Raw genomic sequence first — 17948 nt, forward strand, 5'->3', positions numbered from 1 at the left:
CGATCATCAGTCGCGGGGTATGCGGTGGTGGACGGTGAGCAGGATGTGGTCGAAGGCGGCGACCAGGTCCGGCGGTGGCGGCGGCACGAGGAGCAGCTCCGTGATCAACTGCTGGGCGAGCGCCCGCAGCTTGGTGTTGGTTTCCTGCGAACGCCAGCGCAGGACCTGGAACGCTTGGTCGGCGCTGATCTGATAGATGCGCATGAGCACGCCTTTGGCCTGCTCGATCACGGCGCGGTTCTCGTAGAGTCCGGGCAGCGTCGCGGCCAGCATGGCTTCGTGCGCCTCGGCGAGGGTGTCGGAGAGGTCGACGTAGAAGCCGGAGGTACCGACCGCGGTGCCCGTGTCGTCCAGGATCCGGTCGGCGACGACGAGCACGGTGTGTTCCTGGCCGGACAGGTCGATGAACCGATGCCTGCTCGAGAAGGGTTCGCCGTGATCGATGGCGCGGGTGATGGTCTCGGCCACGTGTGTGCGGTCGTCGGGGTGTTTGTGCGCGAGCAACAGCTCTGTGGTGGGCTCGATCTCGCCGGGCCGGTAGCCGTGCATGCGATAGACCTCAGCGGACCATTCCCACCGGCGGGTGGCGAACCAGAACCGGAAGCTTCCGACCGCAGGGGGCTCGGACGGTGCCGAACCGGTGGGGGGTAAGACGGACGTGCGGGGCTCCATATGCCGAGTCATGGATGCAGTGCCTCTCCGAGGTACAAGGGGCTTGCGGCCGCAACGGGCCCGCGGGCCGCTGCCATCCCTCGACGGGATCACGCGGACGCGGACGCGTCGGGCCGAGAATCCGCTGTTGACTCAACGGCCGGCGCACGCGCACATCGTGGCGGCAACCGGGGACCCACGAGCCAGTATGTCATCCATGTCCCGCCCGGGTGCGATAAGCCCGGAACAACGCCCGGCAAACGAGCCCACCCAGGAATTCTCGATCCGCGGTAACCGCATGGCATCCAGAGCTTTCGAGCCCGGAAGACAGCGCCGACGCACGGCGTGCCGCCCGATCACCGTGTGCGCGATCCGAGCCGTCGCGCCGGATGCGCGGTGTCCAGCAGGTCCCGAACCCGAGTAGCCGGGGCGAGTGTCACGTCCCCGGATCGCTCCAGGGGGCAGGCACTTCGGAAACCGTGGCCGGCTCCGATTCCGAGAATGCGGCGGCGGCACCGGAGCCGACGAACTCGGCCGCCGCGAGTACCGCACGGCGCACCGCGCTTTCGGGTCCGCTGCCCTCGCCCAAGTGGGCTGCCGCGGCGATGGCGAAACTGTCGCCCGCACCGCAGGCATCGCTGCCGTCGGGCGCCTTGGCCGCGACCGGAAGCGGGATGCGCAGGCGTTTGCCCGACGCGCGCAGGCACATCAGGGCGCCCTCCGATCCGAGGGTCACCGCGATCGCCTGCACCGCCCACCCTTTGGTGAGTTTCCACAGGTCCGGTCCGTCGTCGAGCCGACCGGACAGCAGGGCGAGCGCTTCGGCGCGACTCGGGGTGACCAGCGCCGCACCCGGGATCGGCACGGATCCGCGCGGATGGGGATCCCAGACGACCGGGACGTGAGCGGCGTGGGCGCGCAGCAGCGCGCGGATCTGCGGGTGGGTCGCGGTGCCGCGACCGTAGTCCGAGACCACGACGGCATGCGCCGCCGCGAGCGCGGCGTGCGCCGCCTCGGGCAGCAGGTCGGTGCCGAGTCGTCCCGTACCGGAATCGATCCTGGTGATCAGGACCGGCCGCCGGGGCTCCTTGGTCCTGGCGTGCCCGTTCGGGGCGGCCCACGGACCGATCGCTCGCACCCGCTGCTTGCAGACCGTCGAACCGCGCAAGGGCAGCGCGATGACCCGGACGTGGCCGTCCAGCAGTCCGCGCAGCCGGGCAGCCGCCTCGTCGGAGGCGAAGCCCGCGATGAGAACGACTTCCCGCTCTCCCGTCGCGGCGAGCCGGGCTGCCAGTCCCGCCCCACCGGGACGGAACGTCCGGTGTGCGACGTCGACGACAGGAGCCGCGGAATTCGGGCTGCACCGGTCGGCGCGGCCGTCGACGTCGATGTCGAGCAGCGCGTCGCCGATCACGACGAGCGGATCGGCCGCCGCCATCAATCCCGCTCCAACGCGTCTTCCGACGCCGTGCACCGTCCGGCGCCTGTTCCGGCCGTAGCGGGCTGCGGCGGCCCGGTATCCGCCCCTGTCGCTCCGGCCCCCCTCAGCGGGCCTGCGTGCTCGGACACCATGGCGATCTTCACTGCCGGCTCCGTTCGCCGCGGACGACTGGGGTCGAATAGCAGTAACCGATCGGGGCCTCACGGCGAAGCCCGCAGGTGCTGACATGCCCGGACCGATCGGGACGAAACATGCGAAGCCGAAATACCGCCCGAATCGCACCCTGAACTGCGCTGATCAGCGCACAGATTCCGGTATTGCGATCGGCTGTGCTCGAACGAATCCGGGGACGACGGACGCGAGGTCCCGGCGCGGCGGGACTACCGCCCGGACGTACCGGGGCGTGGGTAGGGACGCACCGTCGCCGCTTCGGGTCCGCGGTCGGTGATCGTGGTGGTGAAGACGACGGTTTGCCCCGGGCCGGGGGTTTTGTATCCGCGGGTGTCGATGGCGCGGAAGTCGACGAACACCGGGCTCGTGCGGTCATCGGGCTCGAGGTGGCCGAAGCCCTTCTCGGTGTTGAACCAGGCGACGGTGCCGTGGCGCCATTCGGTGGCCGTGGCGGGAACGACGGTCTCGCGATGCCCGCGTGGCGGCCGGGATCGAACAGGGGCATGCGTGGTGATTGTCATGGGAAAGCGTGTCGCAGGGATAGGGAGCTGCGGGCCCGGGACACCGGGTGCCGGGCCCGCGTCGGAAGAGAGTGACGTGACGGTTCGATCGGTCCGGAGCATCACCTGCCTTTCGCTGTGTTCGTCTTTCCGTTGGCACCGGCTGGATGCCTCTTCCCCCGCGGAGGTCCGCGCTCGCGCGGGTGCGGACGGTGCGCGGGGATTCGGCCACGCAGGGCGGCCACCTCCGGGGAGCGCCGCAGCCCCGTGGCACCCTCGTGGGCAGAAGCCAGGCGCGGCGGCGCCGACGGACATCGCGCGGGAGCCAGAGCTTCACAAAGGATCTCGTCCACCTCGGCGAACAACACCTCGAGTTCGGCATCCAGCAGCGGTGACTCGCAGACGTCATCCCACGTGTCGAGCATGGTCACGACCCTTCACCTCCTACCGGAACGTGCTGGGCCCCGCGGGATCAGGCGTCGATCACCTGGTGGTCGTTACCGCGGGCGACCTCGATCTTGCGGGGTTTGGCCCGTTCGGCGACCGGGATTCGCAGCCGGAGTACGCCATCGGTGTAGTCGGCGCCGATGCGCTCGGTGTCGAGTCCCTCTCCGAGGAAAATCTGACGGCTGAACACTCCGCGAGTGCGCTCCGCGGCGATCATCTCCCGGCCGGAGTCCAATTCGGGGCGCTGTGCGCGCACGGTGAGGACATTGCGTTCCATGTCCAGGTCCAGGGAGCCGGGATCGATACCGGGTAGATCGAGCTCGACCACGAATTCCTCGCCCTCGCGCCAAGCGTCGATCGGCATGACGGCCGGGTGTGCTGCCGTGCCGAGCACCTGTTGCGTGAACCGCTCCAGATCGCGGAACGGGTCGGTACGCATCAACATGGTCGTCACCTACAACTCACTCCATCTACCTCGTAGTACCGAGATAACCTGTGTTGAATCAGATAGATTTCTTATAGCACTATCCAGAAATGGATGCAAGAGGTCGCGGTAGGCAACTTCGGACTTCGCGGTACAACCGTGAAGAAGCGGCGCCATTTCACCCGCCGCCGACGATGCCGGTACTTCTCGGCTTCGGCATGACGCGGTTCCGGAGCAAGCCATGGGCGCACCCCCTTCCGGGGCGCGATACCGGACCGGGCTCGTTGCTCACCCGCACTAGCGCGGGTCGGCTCTGGGCGGGATACCGAATGACAAGTGCGCCGGATGCGCTCGAACGACACCGGAACCTGGAATGACCTGCTCGTTCCGGGTGACTCCGGAAGCGGGCCGGGAGACTTCGTGGAGCGGATGACGGGATTCGAACCCGCGACCCTCACCTTGGCAAGGTGATGCGCTACCAGCTGCGCTACATCCGCATTCGCATCGCGGTGCCCGTGATGCGACACAGAACATTAGCGGACACTCATGGCGAAAAGCCAATCGCCGCTCATGCCCGCTGGACCTCCGCCCGGTCGCGGCGCAGGCCGAGACCGGCCGCGAGCAGGCAGGCGAGGGCGACCACTCCGACGAACCAGGGGAACACCGTGCTCAGACCCCAGGTGGTGGCCGCCCAACCGGCCAGGATGGTGGGCAGGGCCATCGCCGAGTAGGCGAGCAAGTAGTACGCCGACATCGTCTCGCCCCGCTTGTGGTGCGGCACGACCTCCGACAGGTGACGCAGCGATCCGCCGAAGCCGAGGCCGAAGGTCGCACCCAGCGCCACGCCGGCGGCGAGCACGACGACCCAGTTGTGCGTGGCCAGCGCGGGCACCGTCAGCACGAGCGCCAGCGCCATGCCGGCGTCGCCGAGGATCGCGGCCCACCGGGCGGGCACGCCGGTCGCGAACAGTTGCACTGTGGCGCCGGAGAGCGCGGTCGATGCGACGACGGCGCCGCCGAAGACCAGGTTGTGGATGCCGGTCTGCTGCGTGGCCAGCGAGGGGTACAGCGAAAGCAGCACGCCCAGCACCGACCAGGCCGCCATCACGCCGATGGCGGAGAACCAGAAGTCGCCGCGAATCTCCTGCGGTACGGCGGGTTTCGCGATCCGGATACGTCCGGCCACCCGGGCCGAGTGCGGTTCGCGCAGCGCGAGCACTCCGCCGCCGATCGCCAAGCAGACGACGGTGATCACGACGTAAGGCGTGCGCAGCGGATGCGGTGCGTACTGCGCCAGCAGCGCCGAGCCCAGGATCGCCACCGCCATCCCCACGTTGAAGGCGACACCGCTGAGTTGCCCGGACCGCGCGCCGCGGTGCGGACGTAGATCCAGCAGCGCGGCGGCACCCGCGACCACGGTCGAGCCGACCGCGATGCCGTGCAGCGCACGCGCCAGCAGCAGCATCGGCACGCTGTCGGCGAGCACGAACACCAGCAGCCCGGCGACCATCGTGGCGAAAGCGCCGAGCAGCACCGGTTTCCGGCCGACCACGTCGGAAATCCGCCCGGACACCAGCACCGCGCCCAGGGCGGCCACCGCGTACACCGCGAACACGATGGTCGTGGTGAGCGGGGAGAGATGCCACTGCTTCTGATAGATGCCGTAGAGCGGCGCCGGAACGCCCGAAACCCCCAGCGCTACGCCACTGGCCGCCAGGATCAGAGCATAGGCCCAGGGCTGTGCGGTCTGCTCATCGACGGCCACCGCCACTGTCGCTGCCATCGGAACTCCGATCAGGTAAGTTTGATGATGATCGAACCGCAGTCGACGATACATCCAGTACGACGATCATCAAACCTGAGAGTGAGCCGGATCATGCCCGATGCGCGAGACGCGGACCAGCAGGCGCCCCCGGTGGCCGCGTTGCCCGCGGTGCTCAGCGCGCTACAGGATCCGGTGCGCCTGGAGATGGTGCGCCGGCTCGGCAACGCGGGAACGGCGGTCCGCTGCGGCGCGCTCTACGAGGTGATCAACAAATCGACCGCCACCCACCATTTCAAGATCCTGCGGGAAGCGGGCGTGATCGAGCGCCTGATCATCGACGGCCACACCTGCCAGCGCCTGCGCATCGACGACCTCGAGTCCGCCCTGCCGGGGCTGGTGCCGACGATCGTCGCGGCCGCCAATCGTGCTCGCGGAGACTGACCCTGCCGAGGCAGTACGCGCTCAGCAGTTGTCGAAGCGCCACTGCCCGTCGATGAATGTCCAAGTCTTCGGCTTCGTGTCGTCCTGCCCCGCGCGCGCGTCGGAGTGCTCGACCGTGACCGTGCCGGTCGAGCCGGAGGTGGTGACGGTGATCCGCGCGGGCTTGGACTTCAGGTCCCGGCCGTCGTAGAGCTGCGCCATGGACGCAACGTAGTCGTCCTCGTTGAGCGTGAGCTTGCACCGCGCGGAACGGAACCGGTACGCGGCGGCGTAGTCGTGATCGGCCAGCGCGTCGGTCATCTTCGTGGCTTCCGCGCGCAGTGCGGACTCGGTCGGCTCGCCCGCCTTGCCCGCCTCCGCGTCCGTTCCGCCGCACCCGGACAGCACGAGGACGGGCAGCGATACCGTTACCAGCGCGTGAAGGGCACGATTCGTTCGGTTCATCTCGACTCCTTGCAGAGATCGCCGGATCCCATACCCGGACAATCGAGTTCAGCGCCCTCCAGCGGGGACCGAGGGCCGGGCGGCGGAAACAGTATCGCGGTAACGGATTCCCCGCCAAGCCGCGGTCCCCTCGCTCGCGACGATCAGCTCGGCACCAACCGCCGGACGGCGGCAGGTAGCTCACGGGTGCGCTTGTACGGCCCGGCGACCGACGCGGCGAAGGGCCGCGCCAGCAGCGTGCGCGCGACGGCGGACACCTCCTCGGTGGTGACGGCGTCGATACGGGCCAGGGTCTCCGACACGCTGCGGTGGTTGCCGTAGCTGAGTTCGCTGCGCCCCAGACGATTCATGCGCGAGGCGGAGTCCTCCAGGCCGAGCACCAGCCCACCGCGCAGCGAGCCCTTGGCGCGTGCGCATTCGGCGTCGCTGATGCCGTCGGCGGCGACTTCCTCGAGGACGCCTCGGGCCAATGCCGCCACCTCGCCCAGGTTCTCCGGCTGGCAGCCGATGTAGACCGAGAACGCGCCGGTGTCGGCGAAGGTGTCGACGCTGGAATACACCGAGTAGGCCAGCCCGCGTTCTTCCCGGATACGTTGGAACAAACGTGAACTCAGCCCACCACCGACAACGGTGTTCAGCACCGACAGCGGCCAGCGCCGCTCCCCTTCGTGCCGCCCGAAGGCGCGCACGCCGAACGCCAGATGCGCCTGCTCGCTGTCGCGATGACTCCAGTGCAGCTGCGGAGCGCCGTGCGGCCGGAACCTGCCCTCGCGCCGCGGTGCGGGCGTCGCCGCGGGCTCGAGCCGGTTCTCGAAAGCACGGTGCACCAATTCCACGGTGTGGTCGTGCTCCACGTTGCCCGCGACCGCGATCACCATCCGGTCCGGCCGGTAACGCCGCAGGTGGAACGACCGCAGTTGCGCGGCCCGCATCCCCTCGATGGATTCGACGGAACCGATCACCGGGCGCCCGATCGGATGGTCACCGAACAGCGCGGCCAGGAAGGAATCGCCGACCAGGTCCTCGGGATCGTCGTCGCGCATGGCGATCTCCTCGAGTACCACCTGGCGCTCCACGTCCACATCCGACGCCCGGCACAGACCGTTGAGCACCACGTCCGAGACCAGATCGACGGCCAGGGGCAGGTCCTCGTCCAGGACGTGGGCGTAGTAGCAGGTCTGCTCCTTCGCGGTGAACGCGTTGAGTTCGCCGCCGACCGCGTCCATCGCCTCGGCGATGTCCAGGGCCGAGCGCGTCGGCGTCGCCTTGAACAGCAGGTGCTCCAGGAAGTGCGCGGCGCCCGCGACGGTGGGGCCTTCGTCGCGCGAACCGACGCCGACCCAGACGCCGACGGACGCCGAGCGGACCCCGGGCAGATGCTCGGTGACCACGCGCAATCCGCCGGGCAGCACGGTGCGCCGTACTCCGCTGTCCGAGTCCGCCCGCAGCTCGAGTGACGAACCCCCCTGCCCGGTGCTGAGCAGAGGGGTTGTCGTCTTCTTCTTCGTCACAGGGACAAGTACTACTCGGTCCCGGCCGAACCCGCATCGGCCGCGTCGTCGCCGGGCTCCTCGGTGTTCTCCTCGACCGGCACGAGCGAGATCTTGCCGCGGTTGTCGATGTCGGCGATCTCCACCCGCAGCTTGTCGCCGACGTTCACCACGTCCTCGACCTTGGCCACCCGCTTGCCGTTGCCCAGCTTGGAGATGTGCACCAGACCGTCGCGGCCCGGCAGCAGCGAGACGAACGCGCCGAAGGCGGTGGTCTTGACGACCGTGCCGAGGAAGCGCTCGCCGACCTTCGGCAGCTGCGGGTTGGCGATGGCGTTGATCGCGTCGATCGCGGCCTGCGCCGACGGGCCGTCGGTCGCGCCGACGAACACGGTGCCGTCGTCCTCGATGGAGATGTTGGCGCCGGTCTCCTCGGTGATCTGGTTGATCACCTTGCCCTTGGGGCCGATCACCTCGCCGATCTTGTCGACCGGGATCTTGATCGCGGTGACGCGCGGCGCGTACGGGCTCATCTCGTCCGGGGTGGCGATGGCCTCGGCCATCACGTCCAGGATCGTGGCGCGCGCGTCGTGGGCCTGGCTCAGCGCGCCGGCCAGCACCTGCGAGGGGATGCCGTCCAGCTTGGTGTCCAGCTGCAGCGCGGTGACGAACTGGGGGGTGCCCGCGACCTTGAAGTCCATGTCGCCGAAGGCGTCCTCGGCGCCGAGGATGTCGGTCAGCGCGACGTAGCGGACCTCTTCCTCACCCTGATCGTTGGTGATGGTGTCCGAGACCAGGCCCATCGCGATACCGGCGACCGGCGCCTTCAGCGGCACGCCCGCGTTCAGCAGCGACAGGGTGGACGCGCACACCGAACCCATCGAGGTGGAGCCGTTGGAACTCAGCGCCTCCGAGACCTGGCGGATGGCGTAGGGGAACTCCTCCTGGCTGGGCAGCACCGGGATCAGCGCCCGCTCGGCCAGCGCGCCGTGGCCGATCTCGCGGCGCTTGGGCGAACCGACGCGGCCGGTCTCACCGGTGGAGAACGGCGGGAAGTTGTAGTGGTGCATGTAGCGCTTGCTGGTCTCCGGGCCGAGCGAGTCGACCTGCTGGGCCATCTTCACCATGTCCAGGGTGGTGACGCCCAGGATCTGGGTCTCGCCACGCTCGAACAGGGCCGAGCCGTGCGCCCGGGGCACCACCGCGACCTCGGCGGACAGCGCGCGGATGTCGGCCAGGCCGCGGCCGTCGATGCGGAAGCCGTCGGACAGGATCCGCTGACGCACCAGCTTCTTGGTGACCGAGCGGAACGCCGCGCCCAATTCCTTCTCGCGTCCGGCGAAGTCGTCGACGAGGCGCTCGAGCACGGCGAGCTTGATCTGGTCGATCTTCTCCTCGCGCTCCTGCTTGCCGGAGATGCTCAGCGCCTCGCTCAGCTCACGCTTGGCGGTGCCCTCGACGGCCTCGTACACGTCCTGCCCGTACGGCGGGAAGAGCGGGAACTCCTCGGTGGGCTTGGCGGCCAGCTCGGCCAGGTCCTGCTGGGCGCGGCAGAGGCGGGCGATGAACGGCTTGGCGGCCTCGAGCCCTTCGGCGACAACGGCCTCGGTCGGCGCCTGCGCACCGCCTTCCACCAGCGCGATGACGTTCGGGGTTGCCTCGGCCTCGACCATCATGATGGCCACGTCACCGGAGTCGACCACGCGGCCCGCGACGACCATGTCGAACACGGCGCCCTCGAGCTGCTCGGTGGTCGGGAAGGCCACCCATTGGGACCCGGCCCCGTCGTGGATCAGCGCGACGCGCACGCCGCCGACCGGGCCGGAGAAGGGCAGGCCCGAGATCTGGGTGGACGCGGACGCGGCGTTGATCGCCACCACGTCGTAGAGGTCCTTCGGGTCCAGGCTCAGCACCGTGACCACAACCTGGATCTCGTTACGCAGGCCGTCGACGAACGACGGGCGCAGCGGCCGGTCGATCAGGCGGCAGGTCAGGATCGCGTCGGTGGAGGGACGGCCCTCACGGCGGAAGAACGATCCCGGGATGCGACCCGCGGCGTACATCCGCTCCTCGACGTCGACCGTCAGCGGGAAGAAGTCGAACTGGTCCTTGGGCTGCTTGCCCGCGGTGGTGGCCGACAGCAGCATGGTCTCGTCGTCCAGGTAGGCGGCTACCGAGCCGGCGGCCTGCCGGGCGAGGCGTCCGGTCTCGAACCGGATGGTGCGGGTGCCGTAGCTGCCGTTGTCGATCAGCGCGACGGATTCGTACACGCCCGGTTCGACCTCGACGGCGGTGCTCTTGCGTTCAGTTGTTTCGGTCATTCTTCTCTCTCAACCTCTCGTCTTCGCCGGCTCGAGCGCACGGTGGCGCGATCCGGCTGTCGTCAGCCGTACCGGGTACGGACGCGCGGCAACCCTCCTGGCTGCGACGCGCGCACCCGGCCGAATCCCCTTGGAGACGGCGACGCGGAGGCGGTCATCGATCGAAGCCCGACGGCGTCAACTCACTGCCGATAGGCCACTACCGAAGACCGACGCCACGCGGGCGGGTGCATACGGCTGTGCAATGTTGTCGTGCGCAGGGGGGCGATCCACCCCTATACACAAATAGCCAACGGAGCGATTGTACGTCTCCCCGTCGGCTGAACCAGCGACCGCCTCGGGCACTCCATGTCGGACCGCCTGTTACCGCCACCGCGGTTCACGAGCGCCCGGACCCGACTCCTCGAAGTCGACCGAACCCATCGGTCCTCGCGGTCGCCGAACGACTTCTGTCATCGGCACACCGGGCCGGGCACGCCCTGGCCCGGCAGGCGGTCCGAGCTCACCCCCACACATCGAAGCGCGCAAGTCGACCACGGCGGCCATACCGCCGCAGGGTCGCGCGCCGTTCGCGGCCCGGCTCGCGTCGAGGGATCGCTGCGTCCGCGACGAAGTCGCCGGCAGCGGTTACTCGGACGCGAGCCATGAGCGGCCGCGAACCTCGGCACCGAACGCGCCGAAAAGAACTATCGACGCAGCCCGAGGCGCTCGATCAGCGAACGGTAGCGGTTGATGTCGTTGTCCTGCAGGTACTTCGACAGCCGCTTGCGACGACCGATCAGCGCCATCAGACCGTGCCGGGTGTGGTGGTCGTGCTTGTGCTTCTTCAGGTGCTCGGTGATGTCGGCGATCCGCTTGGACAGCAGCGCGATCTGCGCCTCCGGCGAACCGGTGTCCTTCTCGTGCAGGCCGTACTCGGCGAGAATCGCCGACTTCTGCTCGGTGGTCAGCGCCATGGGGCATCCACTCCTGTTTCTCAGTTCCGCGCTCGAAGGTCCGGTTACCCGGGTATGGGCGCCACCGCGGACCGCAGCAAACCCGAGGGACCACCCTACCGGACCGGACGCCGCGCGCCGAAATCGCCGCCCGCGGATCTCGCCCCCGGTTCCGGCCGCGCGCCGCAGGGAAGCACCGGCATTACCTTCCGGGTAATCGACCAGGCGCGGTCCGGCTGCGAATCTTCTTGTCGTACCGCCGAATACGAGGAGAAGACGATGCCCTACCTGGAGACGACCGACGGCACCCGCCTGGCCTACGAGGACTACGGAACCGGAGCACCGATCGTGTTCATCGCCGGGTGGGCGCTGAACACGGAGATGTGGGAGTACCAGGTCCCGTTCTTCGTCGAGCGGGGTTACCGCTGCGTGCTGCTCGACCGGCGCGGGCACGGCCGCTCCGACCGGCCGTCGACCGGATACGACCTGGACACCCGCGCCGACGACGTGGCCGAGCTGATCGAACACCTGGACCTGCGCGAACTCACCCTGGTCGCCCACTCCGCGGGCGGCGCGGAAGTCGCGCGCTACCTGGCCAGGCACGGCACCGCGCGGGTCGCGCGCATCGCGCTGTTCGCCACCACGCTGCCGTTCCTGCGGCAGACCGAGGACAACCCCTTTGGCCTGCCGGACGAGGCGGCCCTGGCCTCCGTCGCGCAGTGGCGCACCGACCGGCCCAAATGGTTCGCCGACCGCGCGCAAGGATACTTCGCCACCCATCTCGGCAACGACGTCTCCCCCGCGCTGATCGAGCACGAGACGCGCCGCTGCCTGTCCGCCGCGCCGTGGGCCACCATCGCGGTCTGGGAGTCGACCTTCCCGTCCGACCACCGCGAGACCCTGCGGACACTGCCGATACCCGCTCTGGTCGTGCACGGGGTGCCGGATCAGTCCATCCCGATCGACGCCAGCAGCAGGCGCACCGCGGAACTCGTTCCGGACTGCGTCTACAAGGAGTACCCGACCGCCGGGCACGGCCTGTACATCACGCATGCCGCGCAGCTCAATGACGACCTGCTCGACTTCATGAAGTCCTGACGCTCACCCGGCGGCGACGGCGATGAGGATCTTGCGCGCGGTCTCCACGTCGCGGCCCATGCACTCGACGAGCTCCTCCACCGACTCGAACTTGCGCTGGCCGCGGATGTGCTCGACGAAGTCCACCGCGACGTGCTGACCGTAGAGATCGGCCTCCCCGTCGAGCACGTACGCCTCGACGGTGCGGGCGCGGCCGGAGAAGGTCGGGTTGGTGCCCACCGAGATGGCGGCCATGGCCCGCTCGCCCGGGGTGACGGTCCCGATGGTGGGGCCGGGGCCGAGCACGGTGAACCATCCGGCGTACACGCCGTCGGCCGGAATCGCGGCGTGCATCGGCGGCGCGACGTTCGCGGTGGGGAAACCGAGTTGCTTGCCCCGGCCGTCCCCGTGCACGACGACGCCCTCCACCCGATGGGGACGTCCCAGCGCCTCGGCCGCGGCTGCCATGTCCCCGGCGTCGACGCACGCGCGGATGTAGGTCGAGGAGAAGGTCACGGCGTGTTCGGCGAGCAGCGTCACGCCGTCGACCTCGAAACCGAAGCGCTGTCCGAGCTCGCGCATGGTATCGACGGTGCCCGTGGCCTTCTTGCCGAAGGTGAAGTTGTCACCGACCACCACCTCGACCACGTGCAACCGCTCCACCAGCAGGTCGTGCACATAACGCGCGGGAGTCAGCTTCATGAACTCATGGGTGAAGGGCATGACGCAGAACACGTCCACGCCCAGTTCCTCGGCCAGTTCGGCGCGGCGGGTGAGGGTGGTCAGCTGCGCGGGGTGCGAGCCGGGGCGGACCACTTCCATCGGGTGCGGATCGAACGTCATCAGCACGGCGGGCACGCCGCGCGCGGCGGCGGACTTCACGGCCCGGCTGATCAGCTGCGCGTGGCCGCGGTGCACACCGTCGAACACACCGATCGTAAGGACACAGCGCCCCCAGTCCGCGGGCACCTCGTCGAGACTTCGCCATCTCTGCACAGTGCGCAGCCTACGCAAATCAGGTAGCGAACAGTATTCGGGCGTGCTGATCTCACACAACGGTTCCACTGCGGTGAGCCGACGCGGAGGCGCGAGCCGTGCCTGGCGCCGCGGGCGCGGACAGGTCGGACGCCACCCGGCGGGAACGGCGCCGATCGGTCGGGCCACCCCCCGCCGCGGCAGGAGACGCGCGGCAGCCGCCCGAGGGATAACCGGGGGGTGGCCGTGGCCGCTGCACGACGGCGCATCGCGGTGCCGCGCCGTCGGTGTCGACGACATCAGCCCGGAAATATCAGGTCACCGGAAAGGAACCGTACGGCATCGCGAAAGCGCCGATACACGCCGGTTTCCCATGGGCCGACGAGTTCGTCTCGCCAGCAGCGGGAATGGTCTAGCGTCCACTCCGTCGGTGACGGAGTGCCCCGGAGTAGCCATGAAAAGTGCAGTCAAGCACGTGCGTGTGATCAAACCGTCCGATTCAGCCGAAACAATCGGCCGGCAACGACAACGTCTCATTCCTTGCGTCACCACCGAAACCTGTGGCGCCACAGGAATCTCGGCGGGCATGGTCAATATGGCCCCGGGCGCGATGTCGAAGGCGCATTATCACGCGCACAGCGAGATCGTCGTCGTCTGCCTGCGCGGACGAGCGGTCACCCTGATCGGCCCGGAGCTGACGCCACATTTCCACGGTCCGGGCGAGTTCATCTACATCCCCGAAGGCGTCGTGCACGTGGCGGTGAATCTCGACGAGGCCGAGGATCTGGTAGCGGTGGAAATGCGGACCGATCCGCTGTTCAACGACGACGTGGTGCTGACGCCGGAATACGACGCCGACGTACCCGAAGTGGTTGCCCGCCTGCGGCGCCTCGATCCGGTCGGCTGACGTGGCCGTCCGCAAACGCAGCCGCGGCGCGGCCGAGGTGACCAGCGGGCCCATCGACGACATCTTCGCGGCGCTGGCGAGCCGCCCCGACGTGGTGTCCTTCGCCGTCGGATCGCCCGACCCCGCTCTGCTGCCGAGCGAACTCGTCGCCACGCTGGCGCAGACGGTCGTGGACAGATACGGCAGCGCCGTCCTCCAGTACGGGATGACCCAGGGATTCGCCCCGCTGTTGGAGGAAGCCCGAAACCTTTTGCGCAATCGCGATATTCGGTGCACGCTCGATCGCCTGCATATCTCGACCGGCGGCTCCGGCGCATTGCACAATGTGTGTTTGGCGCTGCTCGACCCGCGGGACGTGGTGCTGGTCGAGACTCCCACTTACGGCCCGGCGGTGAAGGAATTCCGCAGCCACGGAGCCGCCGTCGTGCCGGTGCCCTCCGACGAATTCGGCCTCGTTCCGGAAGCGCTCGCGGAAGCCCTGTCCCGACACGACGCGGCATTCGTCTATCTACTGCCCACTTTCCAGAATCCAACCGGGCGGACGATGCCCGCCGATCGGCGTGCGGAAATCGCCGAGATCGTCGTCCGCCACGGCACGCTGGTGGTCGAAGACGACGTCTACACCGACCTGCGCTATCGCGGCGTGGCACAGCCCGCGCTGTCGTCGTTCGCGCCGGACAACTCGGTCTACATCACCTCGCTGTCGAAAACGCTCGCTCCCGCGATCCGCGTCGGAATCACCGTGATGCCCCCGGATCTCCTGCGGACCGTGCTGGCGTTGAAGCAGGGCATTGATATGCAGACTTCGACGTACTGCCAGGCGATTGCCGCCGAATTCCTCGGCAGTTCGGCCGGGATCGCACACCTCGCCCAGCTCGTCGACGCCTATGCGGCCAAGTTGGACGCGTTGTCGGTCGCGCTCGAGCGGCATTTCCCGCCGGGGTTCCGCTGGGTCGAGCCGGAGGGCGGGATGTTCATGTGGATCGAGGGGCCGCCCGATTTCGATGCCGATGGGCTGCTGGCGCGGGCACTGCGGCAGGGGGTGGCGTTCCTGCCCGGCAGCGCCTTCTACGCTGACGACGTCGCGGAGCACCGCAACACCATGCGGCTGAGTTTCGCGAACGTGCCGCGCGACGATATCGATCGGGGCATCGCCGCGCTCGCGATCGTCTGCGGGGAGACGGCATGAGCGATCGGCATCCGGTGCACGGCACCTGGGAAGTTCGCGCCGACGGCGCTCCGTTCGGCTACCACGTGATGCAGTTCCATCCCGGCGGCACGATGCTGCAATCGAATCCCGACCACGGCAATCGCGCCACGAGCGACAGCAACGGCATGGGCACCTGGCGGAGCGCGGGCGAGCGGGTCACCGGCGCCTTCCTGGAGTTCACCGTCGATCGCACCGACCCCGCCGTGGTGCGCAAAGGAATCGTCGCCTTCGAGCTCGACGTGACCGGCGACGAATTCACCGGGTTCGCCACGGCGACGTTCTACGAGTTGTCCGGCGAGCCGGTGGGCGCACCGGCCACCGCCCGGTTGACCGGTCGCCGATTCGACGGCGTGGCCGCGCAACGCGACGCGGTGGATCTGTCGACAACGGTCTGACCCACGCACACGCGGACACCGATCCGCCCCTCGCGACGGGTGAACGGCGAACAGCGCTTCGTTGTCGCTGCGCAGGCCGCGGGTCGAGGATGTGTGTATCGGCACGCCAGTGCCTAAGCTCGGGGGTGTGCCCGGTAAACGAGATATCGCCACTCGACGCGAGTTGGCCGACGCCCCGGCGCCGGGCGATACGCACGGCGGCACCGCGACGATCGCGCCTGTGCTCTCGTCGGTCGCCCAGGACTACCTGAAGGTCATCTGGACCGCGCAGGAGTGGTCGCAGGAGAAGGTGACCACCAAATTACTCGCCGAGCGGATCGGCGTGTCGGCCTCCACGGTGTCCGAAGCCGTCCGCAAACTCGCCGACCAAGGGTTGGTCGAGCATGCCCGCTACGGGGCGATCGCCCTCACCCCCGAGGGCCGCCGCGCCGCCGTCGCGATGGTGCGCAGGCACCGGCTCATCGAGACGTTCCTGGTCAACGAGCTCGGTTACGGCTGGGACGAAGTGCACGACGAGGCCGAGGTGCTCGAGCACGCGGTCTCCGAACTGCTGATGGCGCGGATCGACGCCAAGCTCGGATACCCCGATCGCGACCCGCACGGCGATCCGATCCCCTCCGTGGACGGCGCGGTGCCGACCCCGCCCGCGCGCCAGCTCAGCGACTTCCACGCGGGCGAGACCGGCCGGGTCGCGCGCATCTCCGACGCCGACCCCGACATGCTGCGCTACTTCGACTCCGTCGGCATCGCGCTGGACACCGCGATCACGGTCGTCGAACGCCGCGACTTCGCGGGCACCATCGCCATCCGCATCGGCGCCACCGACTCGCAGACGGACCTGGGGCGCCCCGCCGCCGAGGCCATCTGGCTCACCGCCTGAGCCGGTCCGCTCTGTCGGCACATCCAGTAGTGGCCACGCGGCATGCCGCGTGGCCACTCGCGTTCAGGAAGCCAGCACGAATTCGGCGTAGCGGGCCACCGCCAGCACCAGGTCGTCCGAGTGACGCGGACCGACGATCTGTAGCCCGACCGGCAGGCCCGCGCGCGTTGCGCCCGCCGGGATGCTGATCGCGGGCTGCTGGGTGAGATTGAACGGGTAGGTGAACGGCGTCCACTCCGGCCAGCTGCGCAGGCCGCTGCCGGGCGGCACGTCGTGTCCGGCTTCGAACGCGGGAATCGGCACCGTCGGGGTGATCAGGACGTCGTAGTCGGTGTGGAAAGTGCCCATCGTGATGCCGATTCCGGCCGCCACGTTGCGCGCGGCGAGATAGTCGACGGCGGTGACGGTCTCACCGCGCTCCCAGACCGCACGCAACCCGGGGTCCACCCGGTCGCGCGTGCCTTCCGGGAAGCCGGACAGCATGGTGGCCGCGCCGGCCGCCCACAGCAGTTCGAACGCCTCGCGCGGATCCTCGAAGCCCGGATCGGCGGCGCCGACCGTGAGCTCGGCCTCGGCCAGGCGAGCCACCGCCGCGTCGACGATCGCGACGACCTCGGCGTCCACCTCGGCGTAGCCGAGCGTCGGCGAGTACGCCACGCGCAATCCCCGCACGTCGCGCTGCATCTCCGCCCGAAACGCGGTGAGCGTGGGAGCCAGTGCGGTGGGGTCGCGCGGATCCGGCAGCGACAGGATGTCCATCAGCAGCGCCGCGTCCTCGACGGTGCGCGTCATCGGGCCCGCGTGCGCCAGCGGACCGAACGGGCTGGCCGGGAACAGCGGAATCCGGCCGTAGGTGGGCTTGAACCCGACGATGCCGCAGAAGGCGGCCGGGATGCGCACGCTGCCACCGCCGTCCGTGCCCACCGAGACCGGGCCCATGCCCGCGGCGACGGCCGCGGCGCTGCCGCCGGAGGAGCCGCCCGCCGTGGTGGACGGATCGGCCGGATTGCGGGTGACACCTGCCAGCGGGCTGTCGGTGACCGCCTTCCAGGCGATCTCCGGGGTGGTGGTCTTGCCGAGGAAGACCATGCCGTCTTCGCGCAGCCGCGCGGCCACCGGGCTGTCCACCGGCCACGGTCCGGCCGGATCGATCGACGTCGACCCGCGCCGGGTGGGCCAGCCCTCGGTCAGGAACACGTCTTTGATCGAGATCGGCACACCGTCGAGCAGACCGCGGGCGTGACCGGACTGCCAGCGGGCCTCGGAATCCTTCGCCTGCACCAGGGCGCGATCGGGGTCGACGAGACAGAAGGCGTTGAGCGCGCCGTCGCGGTCGGCGATCGCGCGCAGGATCGCCTCGGTCGCCTCCACGGGCGACAACGCGCCCGCCGCGTAGGCGGAGACCAGCTCGACCGCGGTCATGGCGGTCGGGTCGGTGGGTTGGTTCTTGTCGGGGTAGCTCATGGATGGGCTC

General features: G+C 69.2%; 17 protein-coding genes and 1 tRNA gene. 6 read left to right on the forward strand and 12 right to left on the reverse strand.

Features of this window, described 5'->3' with window-relative positions; all coding sequences use genetic code 11:
- Window positions 1-6: 6 nt before the first annotated feature.
- The 6 genes from NG1_RS29595 to NG1_RS29620 form a co-directional block, all read right to left on the reverse strand.
- Entirely contained in the window at window positions 7-672 is a 666-nt protein-coding gene (locus tag NG1_RS29595) for a PAS and ANTAR domain-containing protein (RefSeq protein WP_062976295.1), read from the reverse strand.
- Between the two features lie 415 nt (window positions 673-1087).
- Window positions 1088-2089 carry a PfkB family carbohydrate kinase gene (locus tag NG1_RS29600; RefSeq protein WP_062976297.1) on the reverse strand — a complete coding sequence of 334 codons (1002 nt, stop codon included), beginning with the start codon at window positions 2087-2089 and terminating at the stop codon, window positions 1088-1090.
- A 383-nt stretch (window positions 2090-2472) separates the two neighbouring features.
- A complete protein-coding gene (locus NG1_RS29605) occupies window positions 2473-2784 on the reverse strand; it encodes a cold shock domain-containing protein (protein ID WP_084499289.1) in 312 nt (103 codons plus the stop codon).
- 451 nt (window positions 2785-3235) lie between these two features.
- Window positions 3236-3655 carry an Hsp20/alpha crystallin family protein gene (locus tag NG1_RS29610; protein ID WP_062976333.1) on the reverse strand — a complete coding sequence of 140 codons (420 nt, stop codon included), beginning with the start codon at window positions 3653-3655 and terminating at the stop codon, window positions 3236-3238.
- Window positions 3656-4055: 400 nt separating this feature from the next.
- Window positions 4056-4131 (reverse strand) — tRNA-Gly (locus NG1_RS29615).
- Window positions 4132-4202: 71 nt separating this feature from the next.
- Complete coding sequence (locus tag NG1_RS29620; protein WP_062976299.1) at window positions 4203-5417, reverse strand: MFS transporter; 1215 nt, start codon at window positions 5415-5417, stop codon at window positions 4203-4205.
- Between the two features lie 93 nt (window positions 5418-5510).
- Here NG1_RS29620 and NG1_RS29625 point away from each other — a divergent pair, with 93 nt between their 5' ends.
- A complete protein-coding gene (locus NG1_RS29625; protein WP_062976335.1) occupies window positions 5511-5840 on the forward strand; it encodes an ArsR/SmtB family transcription factor in 330 nt (109 codons plus the stop codon).
- A 21-nt stretch (window positions 5841-5861) separates the two neighbouring features.
- Here NG1_RS29625 and NG1_RS29630 read toward each other — a convergent pair whose 3' ends face one another.
- The 4 genes from NG1_RS29630 to rpsO form a co-directional block, all read right to left on the reverse strand.
- A complete protein-coding gene (locus NG1_RS29630) occupies window positions 5862-6284 on the reverse strand; it encodes a hypothetical protein (RefSeq protein ID WP_062976301.1) in 423 nt (140 codons plus the stop codon).
- 143 nt (window positions 6285-6427) lie between these two features.
- Window positions 6428-7768, reverse strand: coding sequence for a M16 family metallopeptidase (locus NG1_RS29635; protein WP_062976337.1), 1341 nt, complete (start codon window positions 7766-7768; stop codon window positions 6428-6430).
- Between the two features lie 38 nt (window positions 7769-7806).
- A complete protein-coding gene (locus tag NG1_RS29640) occupies window positions 7807-10095 on the reverse strand; it encodes a polyribonucleotide nucleotidyltransferase (RefSeq protein ID WP_062976303.1) in 2289 nt (762 codons plus the stop codon).
- Window positions 10096-10781: 686 nt separating this feature from the next.
- Window positions 10782-11051 (reverse strand): 30S ribosomal protein S15, encoded by a 270-nt coding sequence (gene rpsO / locus NG1_RS29645; RefSeq protein WP_039799352.1) that lies wholly within the window; start codon window positions 11049-11051, stop codon window positions 10782-10784.
- A gap of 258 nt (window positions 11052-11309) precedes the next feature.
- Here rpsO and NG1_RS29650 point away from each other — a divergent pair, with 258 nt between their 5' ends.
- Window positions 11310-12128 carry an alpha/beta fold hydrolase gene (locus tag NG1_RS29650; RefSeq protein WP_062976339.1) on the forward strand — a complete coding sequence of 273 codons (819 nt, stop codon included), beginning with the start codon at window positions 11310-11312 and terminating at the stop codon, window positions 12126-12128.
- Window positions 12129-12131: 3 nt separating this feature from the next.
- Here the strand turns inward: NG1_RS29650 and NG1_RS29655 are convergent, their stop codons facing one another.
- The gene (locus tag NG1_RS29655) at window positions 12132-13103 is read right to left on the reverse strand and encodes a bifunctional riboflavin kinase/FAD synthetase (protein WP_084499290.1); all 972 of its coding nucleotides are present in this window, start codon (window positions 13101-13103) and stop codon (window positions 12132-12134) included.
- Between the two features lie 433 nt (window positions 13104-13536).
- Here NG1_RS29655 and NG1_RS37595 point away from each other — a divergent pair, with 433 nt between their 5' ends.
- The 4 genes from NG1_RS37595 (at window position 13537) to NG1_RS29675 (ending at window position 16474) form a co-directional block, all read left to right on the forward strand.
- Window positions 13537-13989, forward strand: coding sequence for a cupin domain-containing protein (locus tag NG1_RS37595; protein WP_063910474.1), 453 nt, complete (start codon window positions 13537-13539; stop codon window positions 13987-13989).
- A 1-nt stretch (window position 13990) separates the two neighbouring features.
- Window positions 13991-15178: an aminotransferase-like domain-containing protein gene (locus NG1_RS29665; protein ID WP_062976309.1), complete on the forward strand. Its 1188-nt coding sequence runs from the start codon at window positions 13991-13993 to the stop codon at window positions 15176-15178.
- The gene (locus NG1_RS29670; RefSeq protein WP_062976311.1) at window positions 15175-15594 is read left to right on the forward strand and encodes a hypothetical protein; all 420 of its coding nucleotides are present in this window, start codon (window positions 15175-15177) and stop codon (window positions 15592-15594) included. Before NG1_RS29665 ends, NG1_RS29670 begins: the two co-directional genes overlap by 4 nt.
- Before the next feature lie 211 nt (window positions 15595-15805).
- Complete coding sequence (locus tag NG1_RS29675; protein ID WP_174315409.1) at window positions 15806-16474, forward strand: metal-dependent transcriptional regulator; 669 nt, start codon at window positions 15806-15808, stop codon at window positions 16472-16474.
- 63 nt (window positions 16475-16537) lie between these two features.
- Here the strand turns inward: NG1_RS29675 and NG1_RS29680 are convergent, their stop codons facing one another.
- Window positions 16538-17938 carry an amidase gene (locus NG1_RS29680; RefSeq protein WP_084499292.1) on the reverse strand — a complete coding sequence of 467 codons (1401 nt, stop codon included), beginning with the start codon at window positions 17936-17938 and terminating at the stop codon, window positions 16538-16540.
- Window positions 17939-17948: the final 10 nt, after the last annotated feature.

This window comes from Nocardia gamkensis NBRC 108242 (genome assembly GCF_001612985.1).
GTDB classification, from domain to species: domain Bacteria; phylum Actinomycetota; class Actinomycetes; order Mycobacteriales; family Mycobacteriaceae; genus Nocardia; species Nocardia gamkensis.